Origin of the sequence: Vagococcus sp. AM17-17 (assembly GCF_003471765.1) — a bacterium.
GTDB classification, from domain to species: Bacteria; Bacillota; Bacilli; order Lactobacillales; family Vagococcaceae; genus Vagococcus; species Vagococcus teuberi.
Genome location: NZ_QRJY01000003.1, coordinates 162,944 through 187,155, shown reverse-complemented (window position 1 = coordinate 187,155; position 24,212 = coordinate 162,944). Strand labels below are relative to the sequence as shown.

Genomic DNA, 24,212 nt, shown 5'->3' with positions numbered 1-24,212 from the left:
ACTATCTCACCTCTTTTTCATAACCATTTGGATGAGTACTATGCCACTTCCATGCAGTTGAGATAATCGTTTCAATATCAGTATGAGTTGGATTCCAGCCTAATATTTTTTTGGCCTTGTCGTTTGACGCAACTAATATAGCTGGGTCACCAGCTCGCCTTGGCGATACATCATATTTTATATCTTGTCCGGTCACGCGGATGGCTTCATCTAATAGCTCTTTCACCGAGAATCCATGACTACTTCCTAAATTGATGATTTGACTTTCTTCATTTTTATCCAGATAGTCAAGTGCTAAAATATGTGCGTCAACTAAATCCAATACATGTACATAATCTCTGATACATGTGCCATCTGGTGTTGGGTAATCATCACCAAAAATATGTAATTTATCACGTTGGTGAAGTGCTACTTGTAAGATAATAGGTAATAAATGTGTTTCAGGCTGATGTGCTTCTCCGATTGTCGCATCAGGCATTGCGCCAGCCACATTAAAATATCTCAGTGACACATATTTCATGTCATAAGCATTGTCACACCACTTCATCATTTTTTCCATCATTAACTTACTTTCACCATACGGGTTTTTAGGATTTGTTAGTGTTGTTTCACTAATTGGTGTTTCTTCAGGCTCACCATAAGTTGCAGCAGTTGATGAAAAGACAATATCTTTCACATCAAACTCATACATCACTTCAAGTAAACTTTGCATACCATACACGTTATTATTAAAATATTTCAATGGGTTTTCTACTGACTCTCCCACCAAAGAACTTGCCGCAAAATGAACGACCTGCTCTATCTTTTCTTGTTCAAAAACATGAGATAAAAACTCTTTATCTCGAATATCACCTTCGTAAAAAGTAGCATTTGGATGTACGGCTTCAATATGTCCCGTCAATAAATTATCTACCACTACAACATCTCGACCGCTCTCAACTAAACGTGCAACGGCATGAGAGCCAATATATCCTGCTCCTCCTAAAACGAGTACTTTTTTCATACTAACTCTCCTCTACGATAATTTTCTAGTTCCATCTCCAATGGAAGCTTCATAAAAATCAGCAGCATAACCGATTTTTTCTTTGTAGCCATTCCCAACAACCTCTTTAAAAGAATCAACATTGTTCTTGTTGACTAAAGCAATCGCACAGCCACCAAAACCAGCTCCCGTCATTCTTGTACCAAGCACGCCGGGTTGCTTTTGAGCATAATCTACTAATGTATCTAGTTCAATACCTGTCACATCATAATCATTTTTTAGTGATTCATGTGATGCATTAAGTAATTTACCAAATGTTTCTAAATCACCATCTGTTAGAGCTTTTTTCGCTTCAAGTGTGCGTTCATTTTCAGTGATAGCGTGTTTAGCACGTTTTCTGACAGTCTCATTATCAATGTATTGGCTATTTTCGTTAAACTCGGCCACGCTTAAATCACATAATGTTTTTATATCAACATGTTTTTGTAATTGTTTTAGCGCGTCTTCACATTCACTGCGTCGTTCATTGTATTTTGAATCTGCTAACTCACGGCGTTTATTCGTATTCATAATCATAATGACATACTCACCAAATACGGCTGGGACTAAGTCATAGTCTAGTGTATTAGTATTTAATAAAATTGCGTTGTTTTCTTCTCCCATACCAATGGCAAATTGATCCATGATACCAGAATTTACCCCGATATAATTATTTTCAACTTTTTGGCCCAGTTTTACTAAATCAAGTCTTGGAATATTTAACCCACACTCATCAGAAATGACCAATCCTGTTAATAATTCAATCGAAGCTGATGATGATAAACCTGCCCCATTTGGAATTGTTCCATAAAATAAAATATCAAATCCATGACGAATATCATAGCCAGATTGTTTTAGTAAATAAATGACTCCCTTAGGATAATTTGTCCAGTCATCCTCTTCTTTATATTCAAGTTCTGAAAGTTTGATATCTTTCACGCCGATATCAGGGAAATTCATCGAATAAAAACGAATTAACTCATCATCACGTCTTCTAACTAATCCATAAGTTCCAATCGTAATTGCTGCTGGAAATACATTTCCACCATTATAATCTGTGTGTTCACCTATTAAATTAATTCTTCCTGGAGAAAAATATTCTGAATCATTTTTTTCTTTAAATACGTCTAAAAAAGTTTGTCTTAATTTCGTTAACATCGTTTCCGCCTCCTAGTAAATATTTACTAAATTAATTATAACGTTTACTGAATGCGGTTGCAAGAGGAAACAAAAAAAGAGTCAAACTGACTCTTTTAATCTCTGTTAAGTGGAAGGAGTTCTTCCTCCATAACTTGTACTAAATCTTTTTTAAAACTTTTCCAATATCTTAACTTACTTACTGGGTTATCATGATTTTTTTTATACGTATCGTAATCAGAAGAATCTCTTAACTCCTGTTCGCCAACTTGTTTTTCTTTTTTAGGATTATAGTTGTTAACGACATATCGCAAATCACCTTCATTAACTGACCATTTTTCAGCAAGCTGAGAGGTTTCATTTAGCTTTTTATCTTGTATTAAACGATTTAATAAGATAGATATATCTTTATCACGATAATGTTCAGGATTTTGACGAATATCTTCCCATAACGTTTTGATTAACGCTGACAGTTTTTGATTAGATTGAGACAATTCTTCTAGGTAGTTATCAATTTCTTTAGCTGATTTATCATCTTGTCTTCCCACTAATTCATACTCATCATCCCCTATAGGAACATAGAGTTGAATTAACATCAAGATGTAATCATAATTAATATTTTCAGTTTTGACCGACTCTAACTCATAGGAAATATCAATATCTATTTCAGGTAACTCGGGATCATCAGATAATTCTCTAATTTTTTCTAGAGTATTCTTATACTTACCTGTGTACTCTTCAAATTCTTTTTCAGTCATCGGGAATAAAGTACCCATTTGTGTCTCAGAAAACTCTGTATAGACTTGAGAAGATGCATAGTATTTATCAACTTGTTGAAACGATCTAGCAAACTTCTTTAATTTGACTATACTAGCTGTATCTATATCAATCTCACAAGCATTTGGTTCAATTAGTTTCAGTTCTTCTATTGCATCAATAAACCTATCTCTAGTTTCTTCCCAACTAGGTGCTAACACTTCATTCTCGCCACCATTTGAATATAATACAAGCGCATGGGTGACAGCAGCTTCAAATGTTGCCGGGTCTTGAAAGGTAACTATTTGCCCGTAGCGTTTAGATTTATTAAATAATCTATTGGTACGTGAAAAAGCTTGAATTAAATTATGTTCCTTCATCGGTGGTCTATCAATAAACAACGTTGATAAACAAGGAGCATCAAAACCTGTCAGTAATCTATCGACCACAATAACCAAATCTAATTGCTCGCTACGTGATTTATATTGGTCTTTTTTACGTGCTAAGCGGTCATTAACATTTCTGTTATATGCACGCATTGTTTCTAACGTGTAGTGTGTTCCAAATTCAGTATTATAATCTGATAACGCTTCTTTCATTTTCTCTTGATTACTAATTGAAGATTCTTCATTTTCTGAAATTGAATACGTTATAGCCATTTTAGGAAAATCAGGAAGTACTTTTTTTGTTGCTTCTGACACTTTTACCGAATGTTTTCCCTCTTTCACCTGTTTTATCAAATTATAATATCTTTGAGCCTGTGAAATAGATGTTGTCGTTAAAATAGCATCATACGTTTGTCCCGAACCAAGATTAAAGCCTAATTTTTTTCGAGATTTATTTATAATGGAGTCAATCACTTCCAACATATGCGCTTCATCTAAATAAACTTCATTTGGTACATAAAACTCTCTGTCCATCAAACTCATTTCATTAATATCTAGTTCAGAACGTTTATCAGAGTTTTTAACAATTTCATCTAATTGTTCTTCAGAAAAAGTCGTCTTGTACTCCACTTGAAATCCTAAAACTGCTTTGTCATGAATTGCTTCTTTTACAGTATATTCATGTAAACTTTCTCCGTATTGTTGTTGAGTAGTTCTAGGAAGATTCCCTTTAACTTTTTTTGCATTTTCAACAAAAATAGGTGTCCCTGTGAATCCATACCATAATGAATCAATAAAAAATGTTTCCAGTTCTCGTTTTTTCTCAGGACTAACTGCTCTATGACACTCATCTACTACAAATGCTAAACGAAGATGACGTAGTTTTTGAAATGTTTTACTTTCTGGTTTTTCATCATAGCGACGCATAACATGATTTAGTTTTTGTATCGTTGTGACTATAACCGTTCTTTCATCTGATAATAATTTTTTTATTAATTCAGATACATTATTCGTTTCATCTACATCAATCACATCATTTTCTGCATAAGAAGTAAATGACGTGGTTGTTTGTTGATCTAAGTCTACTCTGTCCACAATAAATATGGTTTTATCAATAGATGAGATTTGTAATAAATTTCTAGCTACTTTATATGATGTTAATGTCTTTCCGGAACCAGTTGTATGCCAGACATAACCCGACTTAGATTCTTTAGATGCTTTTTTTACAGCTTCAATCGCATGAATCTGATAAGGGCGAAGTAGAATTAATGCTTTTTTATCATTATCAATCACAGTGTATTGAGTCACCATCTTATGAGCCATTGGAATAGACAACACATGTTTTGAAAAATCCAAATAATTATCTACTGCTTTGTTGTCTTCATCCACCCATTTTGTTAAAAATTGGGCATTAAGTTTAGTATCTTGTGCTGAAGCAATATAACGCGTGTCTGTCCCGTTTGAGACCACAAACATCTGAACACAGGAAAATATTCCCGTAAACTTTCCTTCTTTTAAATATTTTGAAATTTGACGAAATGCATCCATGTAGGCATTATTCTTATTTTTTAATTCAATATGAATCATGGGTAACCCATTAATCAATAACGTGACATCAAATCTTCTATCGTTATCCATGTATTCTTTTCTAGTTGATACATATTGATTAATTACTTCATAAGACGAGATGCCTCCTGCAACATCTTCACGATTTAGTACACGTAGTCTTATTGTTCCTAATTTAGCATCTTCACGCTGAACTTGAACTTTTGCTACCCCATTTTCTCCTGACAACCATTTAGCTGCTTCATAGAAATTAGGAAAACTTAACTGATTTTTTATCTGACGAAATTCTTGTTCTGTTAATAAATGTTCGCCCAATACATCAATATTATTTGATTCTAATTTATCTTTAAAATTATCCCATAAATCATCTTCTGTCTTTAAATCTTCTCTATAAGTCCATTGTGATTCACCGGAAATTAACTGTTCGATTAATTGTTTTTCTAAATCCAATTCTGAAGTAAACTTCCCCAATATCCTTCCCCACTTTCTATCTTTTTACGTATTTTTATTATACCATCATTTCGCGTCTTTCTACACACGCTTGGGAACAGCGAGAGTTAGGTTCAATAGCTCAAATTGTAGATACTAAACATGCTACTGCCCCAATTACTGATGAAAAAACTAATTATTTAATGATACGAACTTCGACAGTTAGGAACGGTGCTCTTTTTCCTAATTTAATGGATCATGTAACACAATTAACGTATATGAAATGGTCGGAAAGAATTGTTTTGCAGCCAGAGGATGTAGTATTTACTCGAGAAGCTCCTATGGGCGAAAGTGCTGTTATTCCTGATGATTCCAATAATTATTTTTTAGGTCAGCGTGTAGTAGCAATCCGACCAACTAAAGAATTAAATGCTAATTATCTTGTAGCAAATTTTTTAGCGCCTTCCTTTAAAAAAAAAATAACAGTTAGAAATTCTGAATCTACAACTGTTGCTAATTTTGGTATTGGTAGCTTGAATAAACATTTAATTGACCTACCAACAAATGAAGAACAAAACCAAATTGGCAACTTCTTCAAGCAACTAGACGACACTATCGCACTTCATCAGCGTAAGGTTTAAAAGTTGGATAAATATCTCATTATTTTATCGTTATCTTGATTTTCTAATTCTTGAATGATATGTAAATAAATCTGTTGAGTTGTTGTCATATTAGCATGACCTAATCGTCTTGCTACACTCGCAATAGAAACACCTGCAAATAACAATAACGACGCGTGTGTATGCCTTAACCCATGGATAGAGATTACAGGAACATCTGCTTTTTCACATAGTCTTTTTAAACGATGATTAACTGTGGAATTAAAAACACGTCCATTAATAAAAATTGGTTGATGACTAGACAGCCCTTCAACCATCTGAGCAAATTGCATGGTTGTTTTCCAATCTAATTGGATATGACGTTTTGAGGAATGATTTTTTGTTTCTTGAAAGTGTCCATTAGCTTCCTTATAATTCCAAGTTTTAGAAATAGAGAGTGTTTGATAAGCGAAGTTAAAATCACTAGGAGTAACAGCTAATGCTTCTGAAAAACGCAATCCAGTTTTAGCGATTAATAATATTAACCAATCATGATTAAAAACTGTTGGTAAAAATAATTCATCCAATAATTTCTGTAAATCAAACTGACTAATGTATTTTGTTTTCTTCTTTCTAGGTATCTTACCTTTTATTACTACTTTACGAGTTGGATTAGTTGGAATGAGATTTTCGTCCATTGCGTCTAACAACGCCCCTTTTAACTGATGATGAAAATCCATTGTAGTCTGTTTCTCATGTGTTTCAGCATAGTTATTTAAAATTCGCTGATACTCCCTCCTATCAATATTTTTTAATAAAACATCAGGTGCTAATTCTTTTAATCTCGTATAAGACATTTGATACTTTGATAACGTCACTTCTCTTACTGCCCCAACCTTGTATAACTCTATCCACTCTAAGAAATATTCATGAAATAACAACCCTTTTCTATTACTCATTCTCTTTCCTCCTTAAATATTTATAAAAAAGTAAAAGTAGACATACGACAAATTTTAAAATTTGTCGCATATCTACTTTTAACTATTTATTAAACAAACATTTTTTGTAGGAATGCTTTTTTCATTTCTTGTAATTTTTCTAACTCACACTGATGAAGTGCGATAGTGTCGTCAAGTTGTTTGAAGAAATTACCAATTTTGGTTTGTTCATCTAAACTTGGTACAGATACTTCCATTTCCATAACTTTTGTTTTTGATATATTATACCGTGAAATACCTTGTGCAAGGAACATGAACTTCTTACGAATACTAGGAGAACGTAACATAAATGCCATGTAGTATGGATTTAATTCTGCAGTTGGACGATATCCAAAACAAAAGCTATTTAAGTAAACATTGACTTCATTACCAAGCCATACCGATGACATTCCTACTTCTTCTGGTGTTTCTGAAGAGGTTGTAAAGAATATATCACCATAATTTATTGTATTTTGTTTATCATCGATTTCAACATTTTCTGTCATCTCCAAGTCAGTAATCGAATTGCTAAATACATTGACATACGTCACAAATTTAGCATTACCATGACCGAAGTCTTCTTTTGTTTTTCCTGTCAATCCCGTAAATGTATTACCTAACTTACCAAGTTTACGCTGTTCCCAAGCGTCAGTATATCCTGCAAAACGAATTTCAGGTACTACTTCATCTTTTTTAGGGAACATTTTTTGTAAAAATCCTTTTTTCTGCTCTTTCAATAAATCTAACTCACGCTGATGAAGAGCGATAGTGTTGTCCAATTGTTTGAAGAAAGAACCAATTTTAGTTTGCTCCTTAACCGAAGGAGCTATTATTTTTAAATCGGAAATAATTTGTTTGTTTAAACCGCCTCTACTACCGTCTCCTGATGATGCTAATCTTAGCTCTTCATATCGTTTTTCAAGGTTTTGAAATAAAAATTCAGAATCTAATTTATCATCAGGTTCAATTGCAGCAATAGACTGGTTTGTAGTTAACGGAATCTCATTAATAGCAACTGTTCCCCGGGTTTTCCCTTGCCCTGCGAGCGCGATAAGAACAGAACTTTCTTTAACCCATCTTGCACTAGAGTTTTCAAAACCTAATTTTGAAATCTGATTATCAGTGGAAAATAGTCTTTTTTTATTGATTTCACCGGATGACATCCACGGAATCTCTTTTGGCTCCCAATATTCTTTAATTTGTGTTTTAGGCGTTCCTCCGGCCAGTATTTGAGAATGCTCACCTAACTTACACTGTTCCCAAGCGTCAGTAAATCCTTTAAAACGAATCACTGGTACATGATGATTACTTGTCATGGTTATCACCACCACGTGTCAATATGGATTTAAAAGCATCTAATTCATCTTTGGCATCATCAGTTGTCGCAACTAAGTCATCTAAAAATGTCGCAAGCACTTGATGAGCTTCTGCAATATCTTTTTGAACAGCGGTCAATTCAGTCGCAACATGTTTTAGTGAGATAGGTTCTTCTTCTTCAAACGTATCAACATAGCGTGGAATATTTAAGTTAAAATCATTTTCTGTAATCTCATCAAATGTGGCAAGCTGTGCGTATTTATCCACGTTTTCACGTGCCAAATAAGTTTGAAGGATGTTATCTATGGCATCATTGGTTAACACATTTTGATTTTTTCCTTTTTCAAACTCTTTTGATGCATCAATAAAGAAGACATCACGATTTTTACGATTTTTCTTCAATACAATGACAGTTGTTGGAATGCTTGTATTGAAGAAAATATTTGCCGGTAATCCAATCACTGTGTCTATTGCACCATGTTCTAACAATATTTTACGAATTTTTCCTTCTGCTGCACCACGAAATAGCACACCATGAGGTAACACAATCGCCATCACTCCTGTGTCTTTCAAATGATAATAACCATGTAATAAAAAGGCAAAATCAGCTTTTGATTTAGGAGCTAATACACCGTAGGGAGCAAATCTTGGATCATCTAAAAAGCCTTTGTCTGCTGTCCATTTAGCACTGTACGGTGGATTCATTAGTACGGCATCAAAGTTCGTGGGCTCTTCTGTCGGCCAATCCGCATCCAATGTGTCACTATTATGTAAATGCTGATTTGCCACATCAACACCATGTAAAATCATATTCATACGAGCTAAATTATAGGTGGAGGTTTTTAATTCCTGTCCAAAATAATTGATCGTACCAGGTTCATTCGAAAATTTTTGAACATTTAATAATAAAGAACCTGATCCCATCGCTGCGTCATACACACTAAATCCTCGTTTATCCTCTTTACCACTTAAGACAATTTGAGTCATTAAGGTCGAAACAGCTTGTGGTGTATAAAACTCCCCAGCTTTTTTCCCAGAATCAGAGGCAAACTGACCGATTAAATACTCATACGCATCTCCAAGTGCATCTCCTTCGTGGGCAATATCTAATGAATCAAGCTCCACCATCACTTCAGAAATGGTTTTATTTTGTTTTTGTGGTGTGGTTCCCAAACGTTTTGAATACAAGTCAATGTCCTCAAATAAGTTAACAAACAACTCACTGCTTTGCTCGATATTTCTAAACCCTTGAGCCAAATCTTCTAATTGAAATTGTCCCGTATGGATTTTATCCACTAAAGAAGTAAACGTTAAACCTGGTTCTAAGGCATAGGAATACATATATTTCAATTCAGAAATCAAATCATCTCTTAACTCATCATCTTTAAACGCTTCTTCGTAAATTGCTTGAGCTTCTTTTAAACTGTGAGCAGGTTGTTCCAACAAATCAGCGGCACTATACAACATTCTATCTGATAAATATTTATAAAAAACCAAGCCTAATAAATAGTCCTTATAATCTGCCGCGTCCATTTTAGAACGTAGAATATCCGCACTATTCCATAGAGCTTGGTATAACGTTTTTGATTCTTGCTTACTCATTGTGTGTCTCCTTATAAGTTCATCTTTTTTCCTTATTATAGCATAGAAAAAAGCCAAGAACGATGACCGTCCTTGGCTTAACATTTACTCGCTATTTTTCGTATCCATGTGGGTGACTTTGATGCCATTGCCACGCACTGGAAATAATCGTTTCCACATCAGTGTATTGAGGATTCCACCCTAAAATAGTTTTCGCTTTTTCATTTGAAGCCACTAACATTGACGGGTCTCCTGCACGTCTTGGTGCAATCTCAGAAGGAATAGCTTTTCCAGTTACTTTGATGGCTTCAGTCAGCAATTCTTTTACTGAAAAACCATTGCTACTACCAAGATTAATAATTTGGCTTTCTTCATGTGTGGATAAATAGTTTAAGGCTAAGATATGCGCGTCAACTAAATCTACGACATGCACATAATCACGAATGCATGTGCCATCTGGAGTTGGATAATCATCACCAAAAATCATTAATTTTTCACGTTGATTTAGTGCCACTTGTAAAATGATTGGGAGTAAATGCGTTTCAGGGGTGTGATCTTCACCAATTGACGCATCAAGCATTGCACCTGCCACATTGAAATAACGCAATGATACATATTTAATCCCATATGCGTTATCACACCATTTCATCATTTTTTCCATCATGAGTTTACTTTCACCATATGGATTCGTTGGATTCGTTGGCGTGTCTTCCGTAATAGGCGTTACATCAGGTTCACCATAAGTTGCAGCAGTTGAAGAAAAAACAATTTCTTTTACGCCAAACTCGTTCATCACTTCAAGCAATGTTTGCATGCCATACACATTATTATTAAAGTATTTTAGTGGATTTTCAACTGATTCTCCAACAAGTGAACTTGCGGCAAAATGAACCACTTGGGAAATGTCTTCTTTCTCAAAAACATCTGTTAAAAAATCTTTATCACGAATATCTCCTTCATAAAACGTGGCACGTTCGTCCACTGCTTTTTTATGTCCTGTCAATAAATTATCAACCACAATCACTTCTTTGCCACTATCCAATAACCGTTTTACTGCATGAGAGCCAATGTACCCTGCTCCTCCTAAAACTAACACTTTTGACATTTGTCTTCCTCCTAAATTTTTTCTTATAACATATCAAACAAGGATAATTGATTCTCATCTGGTAAATCTTTCAATACACCATTGTCTGTCATGTATTCGATCAATGTTTTAGATACTTTTCCTCTATTAGATAAATCTTCCTTAGATAAAAAGTCTTGTTCTTCACGAGCTGCCACAATTTGTTTCGCTACGTTCAATCCTAAACTTGGTACAGAACGAAATGGTGCAATTAACGTATCACCATCAATTACAAAATCTTCTGCATCTGATTTGTATAAATCAATCATTTGGAATTTAAAGCCACGTTCTAACATTTCATTAGCAATTTCCAAAACGGTTAATAAGTTTTTCTCTTTGGTTGATGCGTCCATTCCTTTATCCGTAATTTCTTTCATGCGTGCTTTTACTGCTTCTTTTCCTTGTGACATCGCCACAATATCAAAGTCATTGGCACGGACTGAGAAATACGCTGCATAATAAAGGATTGGGTAATGCACTTTAAAGTAAGCCACACGTAACGCCATCAACACATATGCTGCGGCATGGGCTTTAGGGAACATATATTTAATTTTTAAACATGAGTCGATGTACCACTCTGGCACATTATTCGCACGCATCTCTGCTTGCCACTCATCTGGTATCCCTTTTCCTTTACGCACACTCTCCATTATCTTAAACGCTAAGCCATCTTCTAAACCGGCATGCATTAGGTACACCATGATATCATCACGACACCCAATCACATCAGCAAGTGTGGTGGTTCCTTGACGAATCAACTCTTCTGCATTTCCTAACCAAACATCTGTACCATGTGACAGTCCAGAAATTTGTAATAACTCGGCAAACGTTGTTGGTTTTGTTTGTTCTAACATACCACGAACAAATTTCGTTCCAAACTCTGGTATACCAAGCGTTCCAGTTTTTGAATAAATTTGTTCTGGCTTGACCCCTAACACTTCTGGTCCAGAAAAAATCTTCATGACTTCTGGATCATCAGCTGGAATAGTTTTTGGATCAATTCCAGATAAATCCTGTAACATACGAATGACTGTTGGATCATCGTGTCCAAGTATATCAAGTTTTAGCACATTATCATGGATCGAATGGAAATCAAAGTGAGTCGTACGCCATTCAGAATCTTGATCATCAGCTGGGTATTGGATTGGGGTAAAGTCATACACATCCATATAATCAGGAATAACAATAATTCCTCCCGGATGCTGTCCAGTCGTACGTTTCACACCAGTTGAGCCTTTTGCTAGGCGGTCAATCTCTGCTCCCCGAAAACTCAAATCATTGTCTCGCTCGTATCCTTTAACAAATCCATATGCTGTTTTATCAGCTACCGTACCGATTGTTCCGGCACGGAAAACATAATCTTCCCCAAATAACACTTTCGTATAATTATGTGCTTCTGGTTGGTATGTCCCTGAGAAGTTCAAATCAATATCAGGTACTTTATCACCGTGGAATCCTAAGAACGTCTCAAATGGAATATCGTGTCCGTCTTTTGACAGTTTAGCCCCACATTTAGGACAGTCTTTTTCTGGCAAGTCAAAGCCTGAACCATAACTACCATCTTCAAAAAACTCTGAATACTGACATTCAGGACACAAATAGTGTGGTGGAAGTGGATTTACTTCTGTAATACCTGTCATGGTTGCGACAAAACTTGACCCAACTGATCCACGAGACCCAACTAAGTAGCCATCTTCTAAACTCTTATGAACCAGTTTTTGAGAGATTAAGTAAATAACGGAGAACCCATTCCCATTTATACTTTTTAGCTCTTTTTCAATTCGTTTCTCAACGATTTCTGGCAACTCTTCACCATAAAGTCGATGTGCTTCATCATAACTTAATTTCGTAATCTCATCTTCTGAACCTTCAATTTTCGGCGTATATAAATCTTGTTTGACAGGCACAACGTCTTCACACATATCCATAATTTTTCGTGTGTTGTCTACCACAATTTCTTTGGCTTTTTCTTCACCAAGAAAACTAAACGCATCCAACATTTCATTCGTTGTTAAAAAGTGGACGTCCGGTAATTCATAGCGATTTAGAGGATTCGCTCCTCCCATAGAATTTATTAAAATTTTACGGTAGATTGCATCTTCTTTATTTAAGTAATGGACATTTCCTGTTGCCACCACTATCTTACCTAAATCGTCCCCAATCGACACCAGATTAGTCATGATGTCTTCTAAATCTTCATCATTTTTAACGAGTTCTGCTTCAATCAATGGAGCATAAACTTGTTTTGGCATGACTTCGATATAGTCATAAAATTTTGCACGCTTTTTGGCTTCTTCGACACCTTTTTGCATCATCGCTTCAAAAATTTCACCATTACTACATGCTGAACCCACTAGCAATCCTTCTCGAAATTCAGATAACTTCGAGCGTGGAATACGTGGTACACGGTAAAAATAATTAACATTTGACATAGAGATTAACTTAAATAAATTTTTCAACCCTGCTTGTGTTTGAGCGAGAATCGTTGCATGGAATGGACGTGCTCGCTTATACGCATCTCCCTCACCAATATGTTGATTAAACTCATCATGATAATACACACCAAATTCTTCTTGTGCTTTTTTGACAAATATCCAACACAAATGACCTGTTGCTTCCGAGTCATAAATCGCACGGTGATGTTGTTCTAAATTGATATTGTACTTTTTAGATAAACGATTCAACCGATGTGATTTCAATTCAGGATGTAATAATCTCGATAATTCTAATGTATCAATGACCGGATTAGGAGCTTCTGGCATATCATATTTTTCATAACTAGTATTCAAAAATCCCATATCGAAACTAGCATTATGTGCCACTAAAATACTACCGAGACAAAATTCTTCAAAAAGCGTTAAGACTTCTTTTTCAGATTTTGACCCCTTTACCATATCATCTGTAATTCCCGTCAGATGAATTGTTGTTTGAGATAATGGATGACCAGGATCAATAAACTGCTCAAACGTATCAATAATATTCCCTTTATGCATTTTTACAGCAGCTAACTCGATAATCGTGTCATAAACCGCTGATAGTCCAGTTGTTTCCACGTCAAATACGACATATGTCGCATCTGTTAAACTTATGTGTTCTGGATTATATGCAATCGGCACACCATCATCCACGATGTTTGCCTCTACACCAAACAACACTTTTACGCCATGCTTTTGTCCGGCAAAATAAGCATCTGGATACGCTTGTGCGCCACTATGGTCGGTAATCGCAATTCCTGGCATCCCCCATTTTCCAGCTTGAGCCACTAAATCTGTGGCACTATTGGTCGCATCCATCGTACTCATATTCGTATGGACATGCAACTCCACCCGTTTTTCATCTTCTGGCGCTGTGTCTTTTCGTAACTCTTTTTTGACCTCAACTAAATCTTGACAGTTCATTACTAAGTCACGCATAAACGTGTCTTCCTGAATGCTTCCTCGTGCTCTTAACCAGCCACCTGGTTTAATCGCTTCAAACACTGCGACATCTTTTTCGTTATTCGAAAATTTCTTTACAGCAAACGATGAAGAGTAATCTGTCATTTTTACAATTAATAGCTTTCGTCCAGAACGTAACTCACGAATTTCTTTATCAAACACATACCCTTCAATGGTAACGCGTCTTTCTTCTTCAATGATGTCTTCCATTCGTGTAATCATTTCATCACTTGGTATTGTTCTTCCAAGTTGGATTGGACCATCAAGCTCCATTGTTTCTTGTTTTTTCTTTTGTTGCTGATTTTTTTCTATTGCTGCAGCTGTTTGTTTTTGTAACTCTTCTGCTTGCTCTTGTTGTCGTTGCTCAAACGCTTTTTGAATATCTGACTCTTTTGTGTCATCAATTCGCACCACAAATTTAAAATCAGGAAATCCGAAACGTCTATATAATTCACTCAAATAACCTAAATGTTTTTGACTTAAATACTTTTCTACACCTTCATTTTCTACCAACAAAATAATTTGTTGGTCTTCAATAAATGGTGGTGTCTGTAATAATGAATTTTTTACAACATTGGTCATCTCTTCGTTGTCTTTTAAGACTTGATACCAATAATCAGCTAATAAATCATCATTTATCTCTTTGTCTTGGCTCGTTACGATTAAAGATGTATTAGCAATTTCTTTAAATGCCGTTTCTAAGTGCGTAGATAAAAGCTGATAATGTGACATTGGTAAAATATGATGAAACCCTAAATTAAACTCCCATAGTCGACTTTTTTTATGTACAGTGACTTTTTTCACTTCACCTGTTTCTAAAAGAGGATAGTTGGATAATTGGTCATCTAATGCTATTTGTTTTACTAATTGAGCATACAATTCTACTGGTGAAAGGCTCATATTCATCCCCACTTTCCTTTTTACATTATACATTAAAAAGGTTCTTAGTAAAAATAGACTAAGAACCTTAAAGGTATTGTTACTTATTCAAAATATTTAATGTTGCGTATAATTCATCACGACGAATTTCTAATTCATCTTGTGTTTTCTTAATTTTCACTTCAACAATCTCTTCTTCTGCTTTTTTGCCAACAGTGATTCTAAATGGTGCACCTACTAAGTCGGCATCTTTAAATTTCACTCCTGGACGTTCTTTACGATCATCTAATAATACATCTAAACCATAATTTTCAAGTTCTTTTTCGATATCTAATGCAAGATTCCATTGATGCTCATCTTTTGGATTGATTGGAATGATATGAACGTCAAATGGTGCAATTTCTGCTGGCCAGTTGATACCATCTTCATCAGATAATTGTTCTGTAATAGCTGAAAGTAAACGACTCACACCAATACCATAAGAACCCATTTGAACTGGAATTGCTTTTCCATTTTCATCTAATACTTCGGCTTTCATTTTTTCTGAATAGAACGTACCGAGTTTAAAGATATGGCCTAACTCAATACCTCGCGTGAATTGTAATTTTCCACGTCCATCAGGAGAAATTTCGCCTTCTTTTACTAAACGTAAATCCACGTATTCTTTTGGTTCAAAGTCACGTCCTGGATTTACATTTGTAATATGATAGCCTGTTTCATTTGCCCCTACAACTGTGTTAGACAAATCTTCAACATAAAGGTCAGCAAGTAACTCAATTGTCTCTGGTAAGCCTACAGGTCCCAACGAACCAAATTCAGCACTTAAAACTTCTCTAACATCATCGTCTGTAGCTGGTTCTAAGTTAATCGCATTTAAATAATTTTTTAATTTCACTTCATTTAATTCATGATCACCACGTAATAAAATCATAACAGGTTTATCATCTGCCATATAAAGCAATGATTTAATGGTTTTTTCTTCTGGTATTGATAAAAATTCTGATAACTCAGCAATTGTTCCAATGCCTGGTGTTTCAATTTTTTCCATTTCAAGTGGTGTTTCATGTGATTTTTTAGAAGCATAGAAACTTGTTGCCATTTCTAAGTTGGCTGCATAATCACTTTCGTTAGAGTACACAATCGTGTCTTCTCCAATTTCAGCAATCGCCATAAACTCTTTTGAATCATTACTTCCCATTGCACCACCGTCACCAATGATAACGCGGTAGTTTAAGCCACAACGATCAAAGATTTTTTTATAAGCTTCTTCGAAATCTTTAAATCCTTCATCCAAACTTTCAACTGAAGAGTGGAAAGAGTACGCATCTTTCATGATAAATTCACGACCGCGCAATAATCCGAAACGAGGGCGTTTTTCTCCACGATATTTTGATTGGATTTGGTATAAGTAAAGTGGTAATTTTTTATATGAATTAACATCTTTACTAATTAAGTCTGTAAAAGTTTCCTCATGAGTTGGTCCAAGAAGATATTCTTTGTCGCCATCTGCTGTGAATGTCATTAAAGAATCACCATATGTTTCATAACGACCACTCTCACGCCATAAGTCAGCTGGGATAACAGCTGGCAATAACATTTCATTTGCATCAATTTTTGCAAATTCTTCACGCATAATTTTTTCGATTTTTTGAATCACTTTATAAGCTAGTGGTAAATAAATATAATACCCACTTGATACCTGTCTGATATAACCACCACGAAGCAAGATTTTATGACTCATTGCTTCTGCTTCACTTGGCACTTCACGCAAGGTTGGCATAAAAAATTTCGATTGTTTCATAAATAATAAACTCCCCTAAATAAATGTATTATTGAATAAAGAAACGTTGAATATCATTCCACGTTACAGCGACCATCAACACAACTAATATAACAACCCCAGCCATTGTGATCATTACTTCTTTTTCTTGACTTAATGGTTTTCCACGCACCCCTTCAAACAGGTTTAACATTAATTTTCCACCATCAAGACCTGGTAAAGGAATCAAATTCATAATACCTAAGTTGACTGATAGCATTGCTGTAAATGATAAAATAGCAATGATTCCATTTTTGGAAACTGATTCAGACAATTTAAAAATCATCACTGGACCACCTAGTTTATTGATACTAAACCCAGTGATCAAATCGCCTAAAGCTTTAAAAATAGTTAATGAGTTAGCAGCCATCTGTGTTATTCCATATTTGATTTTACCAAAGAAAGATAACGGCGTAAACTTATTACTCATTTGAATACCAATCATTCCAATTTTTGGATTTTGTTCATTCTTTTCTGGTACCACTTCAATTGTTGATTTTTCACCAGATTCTTTTTCGACCACTAAAGATACAGTCTTATTCAAGTTCGATGAAATTTCCTGTTGAATATCTGTAAAATCAGGCGTTTCTTTACTGTTTACTTGAAGTATTCTATCACCTGGTTTAATGCCTGCTTTATCAGCTACACTATCTTGCATCACTCCACCAATAACATTAGAAGGATCTTCTGTGTATTTCCCGCCTTGCATAAACGCAACTAATATAAATAACACCGCAGCTAAAATAAAGTTGTTTAATGGACCGGCAAAGTTGGTCATAACGCGACGACCTAATGATGCTGATTGGAATTGAACATCGCGTGGTGCAATTTGTGTCTCTATTCCATCTTCTTCAAGAATAATAGCTTCATGAGAGACTGGGAACACTTTTTCCTCAGATTCGTCTCCATTCTCATATCCTTTAATAAATAATTCATCCTCTAAATCAAAAGCAATTAATTCAACTGGAATACTATTTGGTAATTGAATTTTTTTTGTGGGATTAATCTTTGTTACAATACCGTTTTCATCCACTACAAGTGATAAGTGCATCCCTGGAGATAATTCTCCTTCGTCTTCTCCCTCACCTGCCATACGTACATAACCACCAAGTGGTAACAAACGAATAGTATACGTTGTCCCATTATGACGATGATAAAACAGTTTAGGTCCCATACCAATGGAAAACTCACGTACTAGTATTCCACCACGTTTTGCGAAGATAAAATGCCCGAACTCATGAACTAACACGATTAAACCAAATACAAAAATAAATGTTAAAAATGTTTTCATCAGAACATCCTTTCTACCATAATCAATTTTCTATATTTTAAAATAATCCTACTAAATGCATAAATGGAAAAACAAATAATAAACTATCAAATCTATCTAAAATGCCACCATGTCCTGGTAAAATATTACCTGAATCTTTTACACCGTAGTATCGTTTATATGATGACTCGACTAAATCACCAAGTTGCCCTACTATTGAAAATAAAATCGTTAGTAATAACATCGCAAATATATTATAAGTCATCGGCCAAATCATAGTATAAACTAATGATACCACCATTGCAGATGCGATACCTCCAAGAGAACCTTCAATTGTTTTATTCGGCGAAATATCTGGTGCAAGTTTTCTTTGACCATATTTTCTACCAACCATGTAAGCCCCAATGTCAGTTGACCAAACAATAAACAACGCATACATTAAAACATGTAATCCTGTCTCTCTAGCAGAGATGAAGTTTTGGAAACCTGTTCCAATATATAGACTAACTAATACAGGAAAACCAACATTATCAAAAGTAAATTCATTTTTTGAAAAAACTGGTAATACTAATAATGCCATCACAATTAAATAAAATAATGTATTTCCAGTTACTGTACGTGGTAAAAACTCATACCAAGTCGAACGAGGTAAAATAAGAAGTATCGTCCCAATAATCGCTAGTATCCCTTCAGGTGTCTTGATTTCAAGACCTTTCATTCTAAACAACTCATAAACCGCAATTCCACCTAACATGGCCATCACGATTTGTAGCGGCATTTGTCCAATCACAATTAATGGAATAAATAAAATCAATGCTACTACCGCAGTAATCACTCTTTGTCTCATTTACTTGCATCTCCTTTTGTTTTCAATCCTCCAAAACGACGTTGACGTTGTTGGAAGGATCCTATTGCCTCTTCTAGATTCTCCAAACTAAAATCAGGCCAATAACTATCAGTAAAGAATAGTTCACTATAAGCAATTTGCCAAAGTAAAAAGTTACTGATTCTCTCTTCCCCACTTGTTCGAATTAACAAATCCGGGTCTTGCATCTTTTTTGGTAAACTAGCTGTCATTAAGTAATTAGAAAACATTTCCTCATCGACTTCTTCAATATCATTTCCTTGTTTCACTTCTTCTAACAACTCATTTACAGCAGTTAGTATCTCAGCTCGACTACCATAGTTTAACGCGAAATTAAGGACCATTCCAGTGTTATCTTTTGTCTGCTCAATTGCATTTTCGACTGCTTTTTGAGTGTGTTTTGGCAAATACTCTTTGTATCCCATAACCGTTACCTTAACATTCTCTCTGACAAGTTCTGGTACAAACACATCAAAAAAATCAACGGGTAACTTCATCAAAAAATCTACTTCGCTTGACGGTCGTTTCCAGTTTTCTGTTGAAAAAGCATATAGTGTTAATACTTTTACACCTAGCTTACTGGCATAGGTTGTTATTTTTTTGACAGTATTCATGCCTTCTTTGTGACCGGCAATTCGTGGTAAATGTCTAGCCTGGGCCCATCGCCCATTGCCATCCATAATAATTGCTATATGCCTTGGAATGTCTCCATCCTTAGAAAAAGATATTTTATTTTCTTCTCCTATTTTTTCCTTCGCTTGTTTTGTAAATAAATTAAACATAAAAAAAGCCCCCTCTAAAGACTTGAGCATAAACATGCACTCATCTTATTGTAGCAAATGGGACTAGAAAAACCTATAAAAAAAAGGATAATCCTACTTTTTTTAAAAGAATTTATAAAAAAACAAGGTGTGAATTTATTCGCACCTTGTTCTTACGGGCTATACGTCTAAAATTTCTTTTTCTTTATCACTAACAATGGCTTCAATATTTTTAGCACTTGAGTCTGTTAATGATTGAACGTCTTTTTCTAATCCACGTAACTCATCTTCTGAAATTTCTTTATTTTTCTCTAATTTTTTTAATTCATCAATTGCGTCTCGACGGATATTACGGATAGCAATCTTAGCATTTTCACCTTGTTTACTTACTTCTTTTGCAATTTCTTTACGACGTTCTTCTGTTAATTGAGGAATCACTAAACGAATAACAGTTCCATCGTTTGTTGGTGAGATGCCGATATCACTTGCTAATAACGCTTTTTCAATGTTTTCCATTGCTGATTTATCAAACGGTGTAATCATTAACACGCGTGCTTCTGGAATTGTAATAGAAGACAATTGATTAAGTGGTGTTGGAGCACCGTAGTAATCTACAGTGATGCGTTCAAGCAAACTAGCATTAGCTCGTCCTGCTCTAATTTGGCCTAATTCGCGTCTCAAACTTTCCTCAGATTTCTTCATTTTCTCTTTTGCATCATTTAAAATCACTTGACTCATAATTTATTTCCCCCTTACAGTTGTTCCGATTTGTTCACCTAAACAAACTCGTTTGATATTTCCCGGTTCATTCATATTAAAGACAACTAATGGTATATCATTATCCATACTTAAACTGCTTGCAGTCGAATCCATTACTGATAATCCTTTTGATATAACCTCCATATGAGTTAATTCTTCAAATTTTGTAGCATTCATATCTAGTTTAGGATCCGCAGAATACACACCGTCTACATTATTTTTAGCCATTAAAATAACATCTGCACCTATTTCTACTGCTCTAAGCGCTGCTGTAGTATCTGTTGTGAAGTAAGGGTTACCCGTTCCTCCAGCAAAAATAACTACACGACGTTTTTCTAAATGACGAATTGCACGACGTCTGATATAAGGTTCTGCAATTTGTCTCATTTCGATAGATGTTTGAACACGAGTTGGTACACCTAAATTTTCTAGCGTGTCTTGAAGCGCTAAACCGTTCATCACAGTTGCAAGCATTCCCATATAATCTGCTTGAGAACGTTCCATCCCCATCTCAGCACCAATATTACCGCGCCAAATGTTTCCGCCACCAACAACTATTGCCACTTCTACTCCTAAGGCGTGAATTTCTTTGATTTCCTTAACCAAACCATTTACAACAGATGGGTTAATTCCAAATCCTTTTTCTCCGGCCAATGCCTCTCCACTGACTTTTAGCAATACTCTGCGATATTTAGGTTCTACCATTTTTATGCCTCCGATTTTATACTTATGTTTTACTAAAAATAATTCTTTTCAGTAAATTTTTCAAAAAAAAGGAGCGCATATATTATACTACAATAAATGCGTTCCCCGATGATTGACTATTTACCCATTTGACTTGCAACTTCGTCAGCAAAGTTTTCTTCGCGTTTTTCCATACCTTCTCCAACTTCAAAACGCACGAATTCTTTCACTGTTCCACCTTTAGATGCAACAAATTTTTCAACAGTCATATCTGGATCTTTAACAAATGGTTGGTCAACTAAACAAATTTCAGCTAAGAATTTATTCATACGGCCAATAACCATTTTTTCAACGATATTTTCTGGTTTACCTTCATTTAAAGCTTGCTCAGTTAATACTTTTTTCTCGTGATCTAACTCTTCTTGAGATACTTGATCTTTAGATACATAGCGAGGGTTAATTGCAGCAACGTGCATAGCAACGTCTTTAGCAACAGCTTCGTCAGTAGTTCCTTCTAAAACTGTTAATACAGCAATACGTCCGCCCATATGTAAGTATCCACCAAATGCAGCGTTGTCGTCTTTTTCTAAAATTTCAAAACGACGGAAACTAATTTTTTCTCCAATAACTTGAGTTGCTTCAATCACTTCAGACTCAATTGTTCCTGCTTCTGTTTTGATTTTTAAAGCCTCTTCCATATTAGCCGGTTTGTTTTCAGCTACCAATTTAGCAATATTTTTAACTAAATCTTGGAATTTTTCATTTTTAGCAACGAAGTCTGTTTCAGAGTTTACTTCAACAATAGCAGCTGTATTTCCATTAACGTATACATTTGCTAAACCTTCAGCAGCGATACGGTCATTTTTCTTACCAGCTTTTGCCATTCCTTTTTCTCTTAATAAGTCGATAGCTTCTTCCATTTTTCCTTCAACTTCAACTAACGCACGTTTAGCATCCATCATACCGACACCTGTACGTTCACGTAATTCTTTTACCATAGAAGCACTAATTTTACTCATTTATTGTTTCCTCCCAAGTGTTTAATCTTTTATTCTAATGAAAAAGCTATCTAAGACAAATGACAAAACCATTGGCTACTTTGTTCACCTTTGCCAGCAGCCCTAGACAGCTTCAATTTATTTATTATTCAGCGTTACTTCCTTCAACAACTTCAACGATTTCTTCGATTGAAGGAGCTTCTTCAGAAACAACTTCTTCTGTAAATACTTCTTCTACGATTTCATCTTCACCTTGACGACCTTCAATGAATGCGTCAGCCATTTTTCCAGAAATTAATTTAACCGCACGAATAGCATCATCGTTAGATGGGATAACAACATCAATCTCATCTGGATCACAGTTAGTATCAACCATAGCTACGATTGGAATATTTAATTTATGAGCTTCTTGAACCGCAATACGTTCTTTACGTGGGTCAACAATAAACATAACATCAGGAATTCTTGGCATATCAGCGATACCGCCTAAGAATTTTTCTAATCTTTCACGTTCTTTCATTAAACCAGCAACTTCTTTTTTAGGTAAGACTTCAAATACACCGTCTTCTTCCATAGTTGTGATTTGTTTCAAACGAGCGATACGTTTTTGGATTGTATCCCAGTTAGTTAATGTTCCACCCAACCAACGATGGTTAACATAGTATTGACCTGAACGGATTGCTTCGTCTTTGATTGCTTCTTGAGCTTGTTTTTTAGTTCCTACAAATAAAGCAATTCCGCCTTCTTCAGCGACGTTTCTCATGTAGTTATAAGCGTCATCTACTAAGCGAACTGTTTTTTGTAAGTCAATGATATAAATACCATTTCTTTCTGTGAAGATATATTTCTTCATTTTTGGGTTCCAGCGACGAGTTTGGTGACCGAAGTGTACACCAGCTTCTAGTAACTGTTTCATACTGATTACTGCCATTTTGTGTTTCCTCCAATGTGGTTTTTATTTTTCCCTCTTAACAGCATCACTTTCTTTGTGGACTTAAAGTAATTAAGCACCTCACAAAAAATCAACTGAAAATGTGGATTTGATACTACTTTTACTGTAGCACCTTTGTTAGTATATAACAGCTAAATAAGAAAATCAAACTTTTTTCACTGATTACTATCCTCTTTTTTACTACTTATTCATTTTCTTGTATACTAAACTTAATATGATAAGGGAGGATTTTTACTTTATGACGACATTTTACTGTATGAGACATGGAAAAACAGAATTTAATCAAGCAGGTATTTTTCAAGGAGGTCTTGTTGACTCACCTTTACTAGATGAGGGAATTAAAACCGCTAAAAAAGCGGGTGAATATTTGAAAGATGTTTCGTTTGATCGCGTCATTATTTCACCGCAAAAACGAGCACAAGATACTGCTGAAGCATTTCTTTCAGTTCACCCTTCAAACCCTGAAAAAGTCATAGAACCTAATATTCGTGAAATGGAGTTTGGTTCATGGGATGGCACACTAGAAAAAAATTATGATGGACAAACTCAATTTGAGCATCTAAAACATCGTCCTCATTTATATGACCCAAGTGAATTTGGTGGAGAGGATTTTAATACTTTATTAACTCGAACAAAAAATGTATTTAGAGACTATGCACAAAAACACCCGAATGATACTATCTTAGTTGTTTCTCATGGTTTAACACTACAAACTCTATTGAAACATTTTCAAGGCCTAGATTTAAGCAAAATTAGAGAAGGTGAATTATTAGGTAATACTAGTATTTCTATTATTGAAACTGATAATGCTGAAGATTTTTCTGTCACACGATACAATGATTTAACTCACGTTCTTTAATCTTTTTTATCTACTCAGCCACGTCATTTCGTGGTAG

The 24,212-nt window shown here is 35.0% G+C and carries 18 protein-coding genes; 2 read left to right on the top strand and 16 right to left on the bottom strand.

Features of this window, described 5'->3' with window-relative positions; genetic code table 11:
- Position 1 precedes the first annotated feature (1 nt).
- The 3 genes from galE (DW196_RS06550) to DW196_RS06540 all read right to left on the bottom strand — a co-directional run bounded on the left by galE (DW196_RS06550) (position 2) and on the right by DW196_RS06540 (position 5,337).
- Positions 2-1,003: a UDP-glucose 4-epimerase GalE gene (gene galE, locus DW196_RS06550; RefSeq protein WP_118250682.1), complete on the bottom strand. Its 1,002-nt coding sequence runs from the start codon at positions 1,001-1,003 to the stop codon at positions 2-4.
- Between the two features lie 12 nt (positions 1,004-1,015).
- Complete coding sequence (locus tag DW196_RS06545) at positions 1,016-2,179, bottom strand: galactokinase (protein ID WP_118250681.1); 1,164 nt, start codon at positions 2,177-2,179, stop codon at positions 1,016-1,018.
- A 95-nt stretch (positions 2,180-2,274) separates the two neighbouring features.
- Complete coding sequence (locus DW196_RS06540) at positions 2,275-5,337, bottom strand: type I restriction endonuclease subunit R (RefSeq protein WP_118250680.1); 3,063 nt, start codon at positions 5,335-5,337, stop codon at positions 2,275-2,277.
- Between DW196_RS06540 and DW196_RS06535 the strand changes: the two genes are divergently transcribed.
- Positions 5,337-5,936 carry a restriction endonuclease subunit S gene (locus DW196_RS06535; protein ID WP_118250679.1) on the top strand — a complete coding sequence of 200 codons (600 nt, stop codon included), beginning with the start codon at positions 5,337-5,339 and terminating at the stop codon, positions 5,934-5,936. The two genes, DW196_RS06540 and DW196_RS06535, sit on opposite strands and share 1 nt — an antisense overlap.
- Here the strand turns inward: DW196_RS06535 and DW196_RS06530 are convergent.
- From DW196_RS06530 to rpsB, 13 genes are all read right to left on the bottom strand, one after another.
- Positions 5,933-6,853, bottom strand: coding sequence for a site-specific integrase (locus DW196_RS06530; RefSeq protein WP_118250678.1), 921 nt, complete (start codon positions 6,851-6,853; stop codon positions 5,933-5,935). The two genes, DW196_RS06535 and DW196_RS06530, sit on opposite strands and share 4 nt — an antisense overlap.
- An 89-nt stretch (positions 6,854-6,942) precedes the next feature.
- Positions 6,943-8,187: a restriction endonuclease subunit S gene (locus tag DW196_RS06525; protein ID WP_118250677.1), complete on the bottom strand. Its 1,245-nt coding sequence runs from the start codon at positions 8,185-8,187 to the stop codon at positions 6,943-6,945.
- Positions 8,177-9,790, bottom strand: coding sequence for a type I restriction-modification system subunit M (locus DW196_RS06520; RefSeq protein ID WP_118250676.1), 1,614 nt, complete (start codon positions 9,788-9,790; stop codon positions 8,177-8,179). The genes DW196_RS06525 and DW196_RS06520 overlap by 11 nt, the downstream gene beginning before the upstream one ends.
- Positions 9,791-9,881: 91 nt before the next feature.
- Positions 9,882-10,874, bottom strand: coding sequence for a UDP-glucose 4-epimerase GalE (galE, locus tag DW196_RS06515; RefSeq protein WP_118250675.1), 993 nt, complete (start codon positions 10,872-10,874; stop codon positions 9,882-9,884).
- 23 nt (positions 10,875-10,897) lie between these two features.
- Positions 10,898-15,229, bottom strand: coding sequence for a PolC-type DNA polymerase III (locus tag DW196_RS06510; protein WP_118250724.1), 4,332 nt, complete (start codon positions 15,227-15,229; stop codon positions 10,898-10,900).
- A gap of 79 nt (positions 15,230-15,308) precedes the next feature.
- Entirely contained in the window at positions 15,309-17,009 is a 1,701-nt protein-coding gene (locus DW196_RS06505) for a proline--tRNA ligase (protein ID WP_118250674.1), read from the bottom strand.
- Between the two features lie 28 nt (positions 17,010-17,037).
- Positions 17,038-18,318 (bottom strand): RIP metalloprotease RseP, encoded by a 1,281-nt coding sequence (gene rseP, locus DW196_RS06500; RefSeq protein ID WP_118250673.1) that lies wholly within the window; start codon positions 18,316-18,318, stop codon positions 17,038-17,040.
- Positions 18,319-18,355: 37 nt separating this feature from the next.
- Entirely contained in the window at positions 18,356-19,144 is a 789-nt protein-coding gene (locus DW196_RS06495; RefSeq protein ID WP_118250672.1) for a phosphatidate cytidylyltransferase, read from the bottom strand.
- On the bottom strand, positions 19,141-19,944 hold the full coding sequence (locus DW196_RS06490) for an isoprenyl transferase (protein ID WP_118250671.1): 804 nt from the start codon (positions 19,942-19,944) through the stop codon (positions 19,141-19,143). The genes DW196_RS06495 and DW196_RS06490 overlap by 4 nt, the downstream gene beginning before the upstream one ends.
- Positions 19,945-20,103: 159 nt before the next feature.
- A complete protein-coding gene (frr, locus tag DW196_RS06485) occupies positions 20,104-20,661 on the bottom strand; it encodes a ribosome recycling factor (RefSeq protein ID WP_118250670.1) in 558 nt (185 codons plus the stop codon).
- A 3-nt stretch (positions 20,662-20,664) separates the two neighbouring features.
- A complete protein-coding gene (gene pyrH / locus DW196_RS06480) occupies positions 20,665-21,387 on the bottom strand; it encodes a UMP kinase (protein ID WP_071456565.1) in 723 nt (240 codons plus the stop codon).
- 116 nt (positions 21,388-21,503) lie between these two features.
- Positions 21,504-22,385 carry a translation elongation factor Ts gene (gene tsf / locus DW196_RS06475; protein WP_118250669.1) on the bottom strand — a complete coding sequence of 294 codons (882 nt, stop codon included), beginning with the start codon at positions 22,383-22,385 and terminating at the stop codon, positions 21,504-21,506.
- Between the two features lie 124 nt (positions 22,386-22,509).
- Entirely contained in the window at positions 22,510-23,295 is a 786-nt protein-coding gene (gene rpsB / locus DW196_RS06470) for a 30S ribosomal protein S2 (RefSeq protein WP_071456563.1), read from the bottom strand.
- A gap of 259 nt (positions 23,296-23,554) precedes the next feature.
- Here rpsB and DW196_RS06465 point away from each other — a divergent pair, with 259 nt between their 5' ends.
- On the top strand, positions 23,555-24,175 hold the full coding sequence (locus tag DW196_RS06465) for a histidine phosphatase family protein (RefSeq protein WP_158563538.1): 621 nt from the start codon (positions 23,555-23,557) through the stop codon (positions 24,173-24,175).
- Positions 24,176-24,212 lie beyond the last annotated feature (37 nt).

Bases quoted from the DNA above. Each gene is read 5' to 3' on its own strand.
- tsf (WP_118250669.1), bottom strand. From the start codon at position 22,385: ATGAGTAAAATTAGTGCTTCTATGGTAAAAGAATTACGTGAACGTACA.
- galE (WP_118250675.1), bottom strand. From the start codon at position 10,874: ATGTCAAAAGTGTTAGTTTTAGGAGGAGCAGGGTACATTGGCTCTCAT.
- DW196_RS06495 (WP_118250672.1), bottom strand. From the start codon at position 19,144: ATGAGACAAAGAGTGATTACTGCGGTAGTAGCATTGATTTTATTTATT.
- DW196_RS06530 (WP_118250678.1), bottom strand. From the start codon at position 6,853: ATGAGTAATAGAAAAGGGTTGTTATTTCATGAATATTTCTTAGAGTGG.
- DW196_RS06505 (WP_118250674.1), bottom strand. From the start codon at position 17,009: ATGAAACAATCGAAATTTTTTATGCCAACCTTGCGTGAAGTGCCAAGT.
- rpsB (WP_071456563.1), bottom strand. From the start codon at position 23,295: ATGGCAGTAATCAGTATGAAACAGTTACTAGAAGCTGGTGTACACTTC.
- DW196_RS06465 (WP_158563538.1), top strand. From the start codon at position 23,555: ATGACGACATTTTACTGTATGAGACATGGAAAAACAGAATTTAATCAA.
- rseP (WP_118250673.1), bottom strand. From the start codon at position 18,318: ATGAAAACATTTTTAACATTTATTTTTGTATTTGGTTTAATCGTGTTA.
- pyrH (WP_071456565.1), bottom strand. From the start codon at position 21,387: ATGGTAGAACCTAAATATCGCAGAGTATTGCTAAAAGTCAGTGGAGAG.
- DW196_RS06520 (WP_118250676.1), bottom strand. From the start codon at position 9,790: ATGAGTAAGCAAGAATCAAAAACGTTATACCAAGCTCTATGGAATAGT.
- DW196_RS06525 (WP_118250677.1), bottom strand. From the start codon at position 8,187: ATGACAAGTAATCATCATGTACCAGTGATTCGTTTTAAAGGATTTACT.
- DW196_RS06510 (WP_118250724.1), bottom strand. From the start codon at position 15,229: ATGAGCCTTTCACCAGTAGAATTGTATGCTCAATTAGTAAAACAAATA.
- DW196_RS06490 (WP_118250671.1), bottom strand. From the start codon at position 19,944: ATGTTTAATTTATTTACAAAACAAGCGAAGGAAAAAATAGGAGAAGAA.
- galE (WP_118250682.1), bottom strand. From the start codon at position 1,003: ATGAAAAAAGTACTCGTTTTAGGAGGAGCAGGATATATTGGCTCTCAT.
- DW196_RS06545 (WP_118250681.1), bottom strand. From the start codon at position 2,179: ATGTTAACGAAATTAAGACAAACTTTTTTAGACGTATTTAAAGAAAAA.
- frr (WP_118250670.1), bottom strand. From the start codon at position 20,661: ATGAGTCAAGTGATTTTAAATGATGCAAAAGAGAAAATGAAGAAATCT.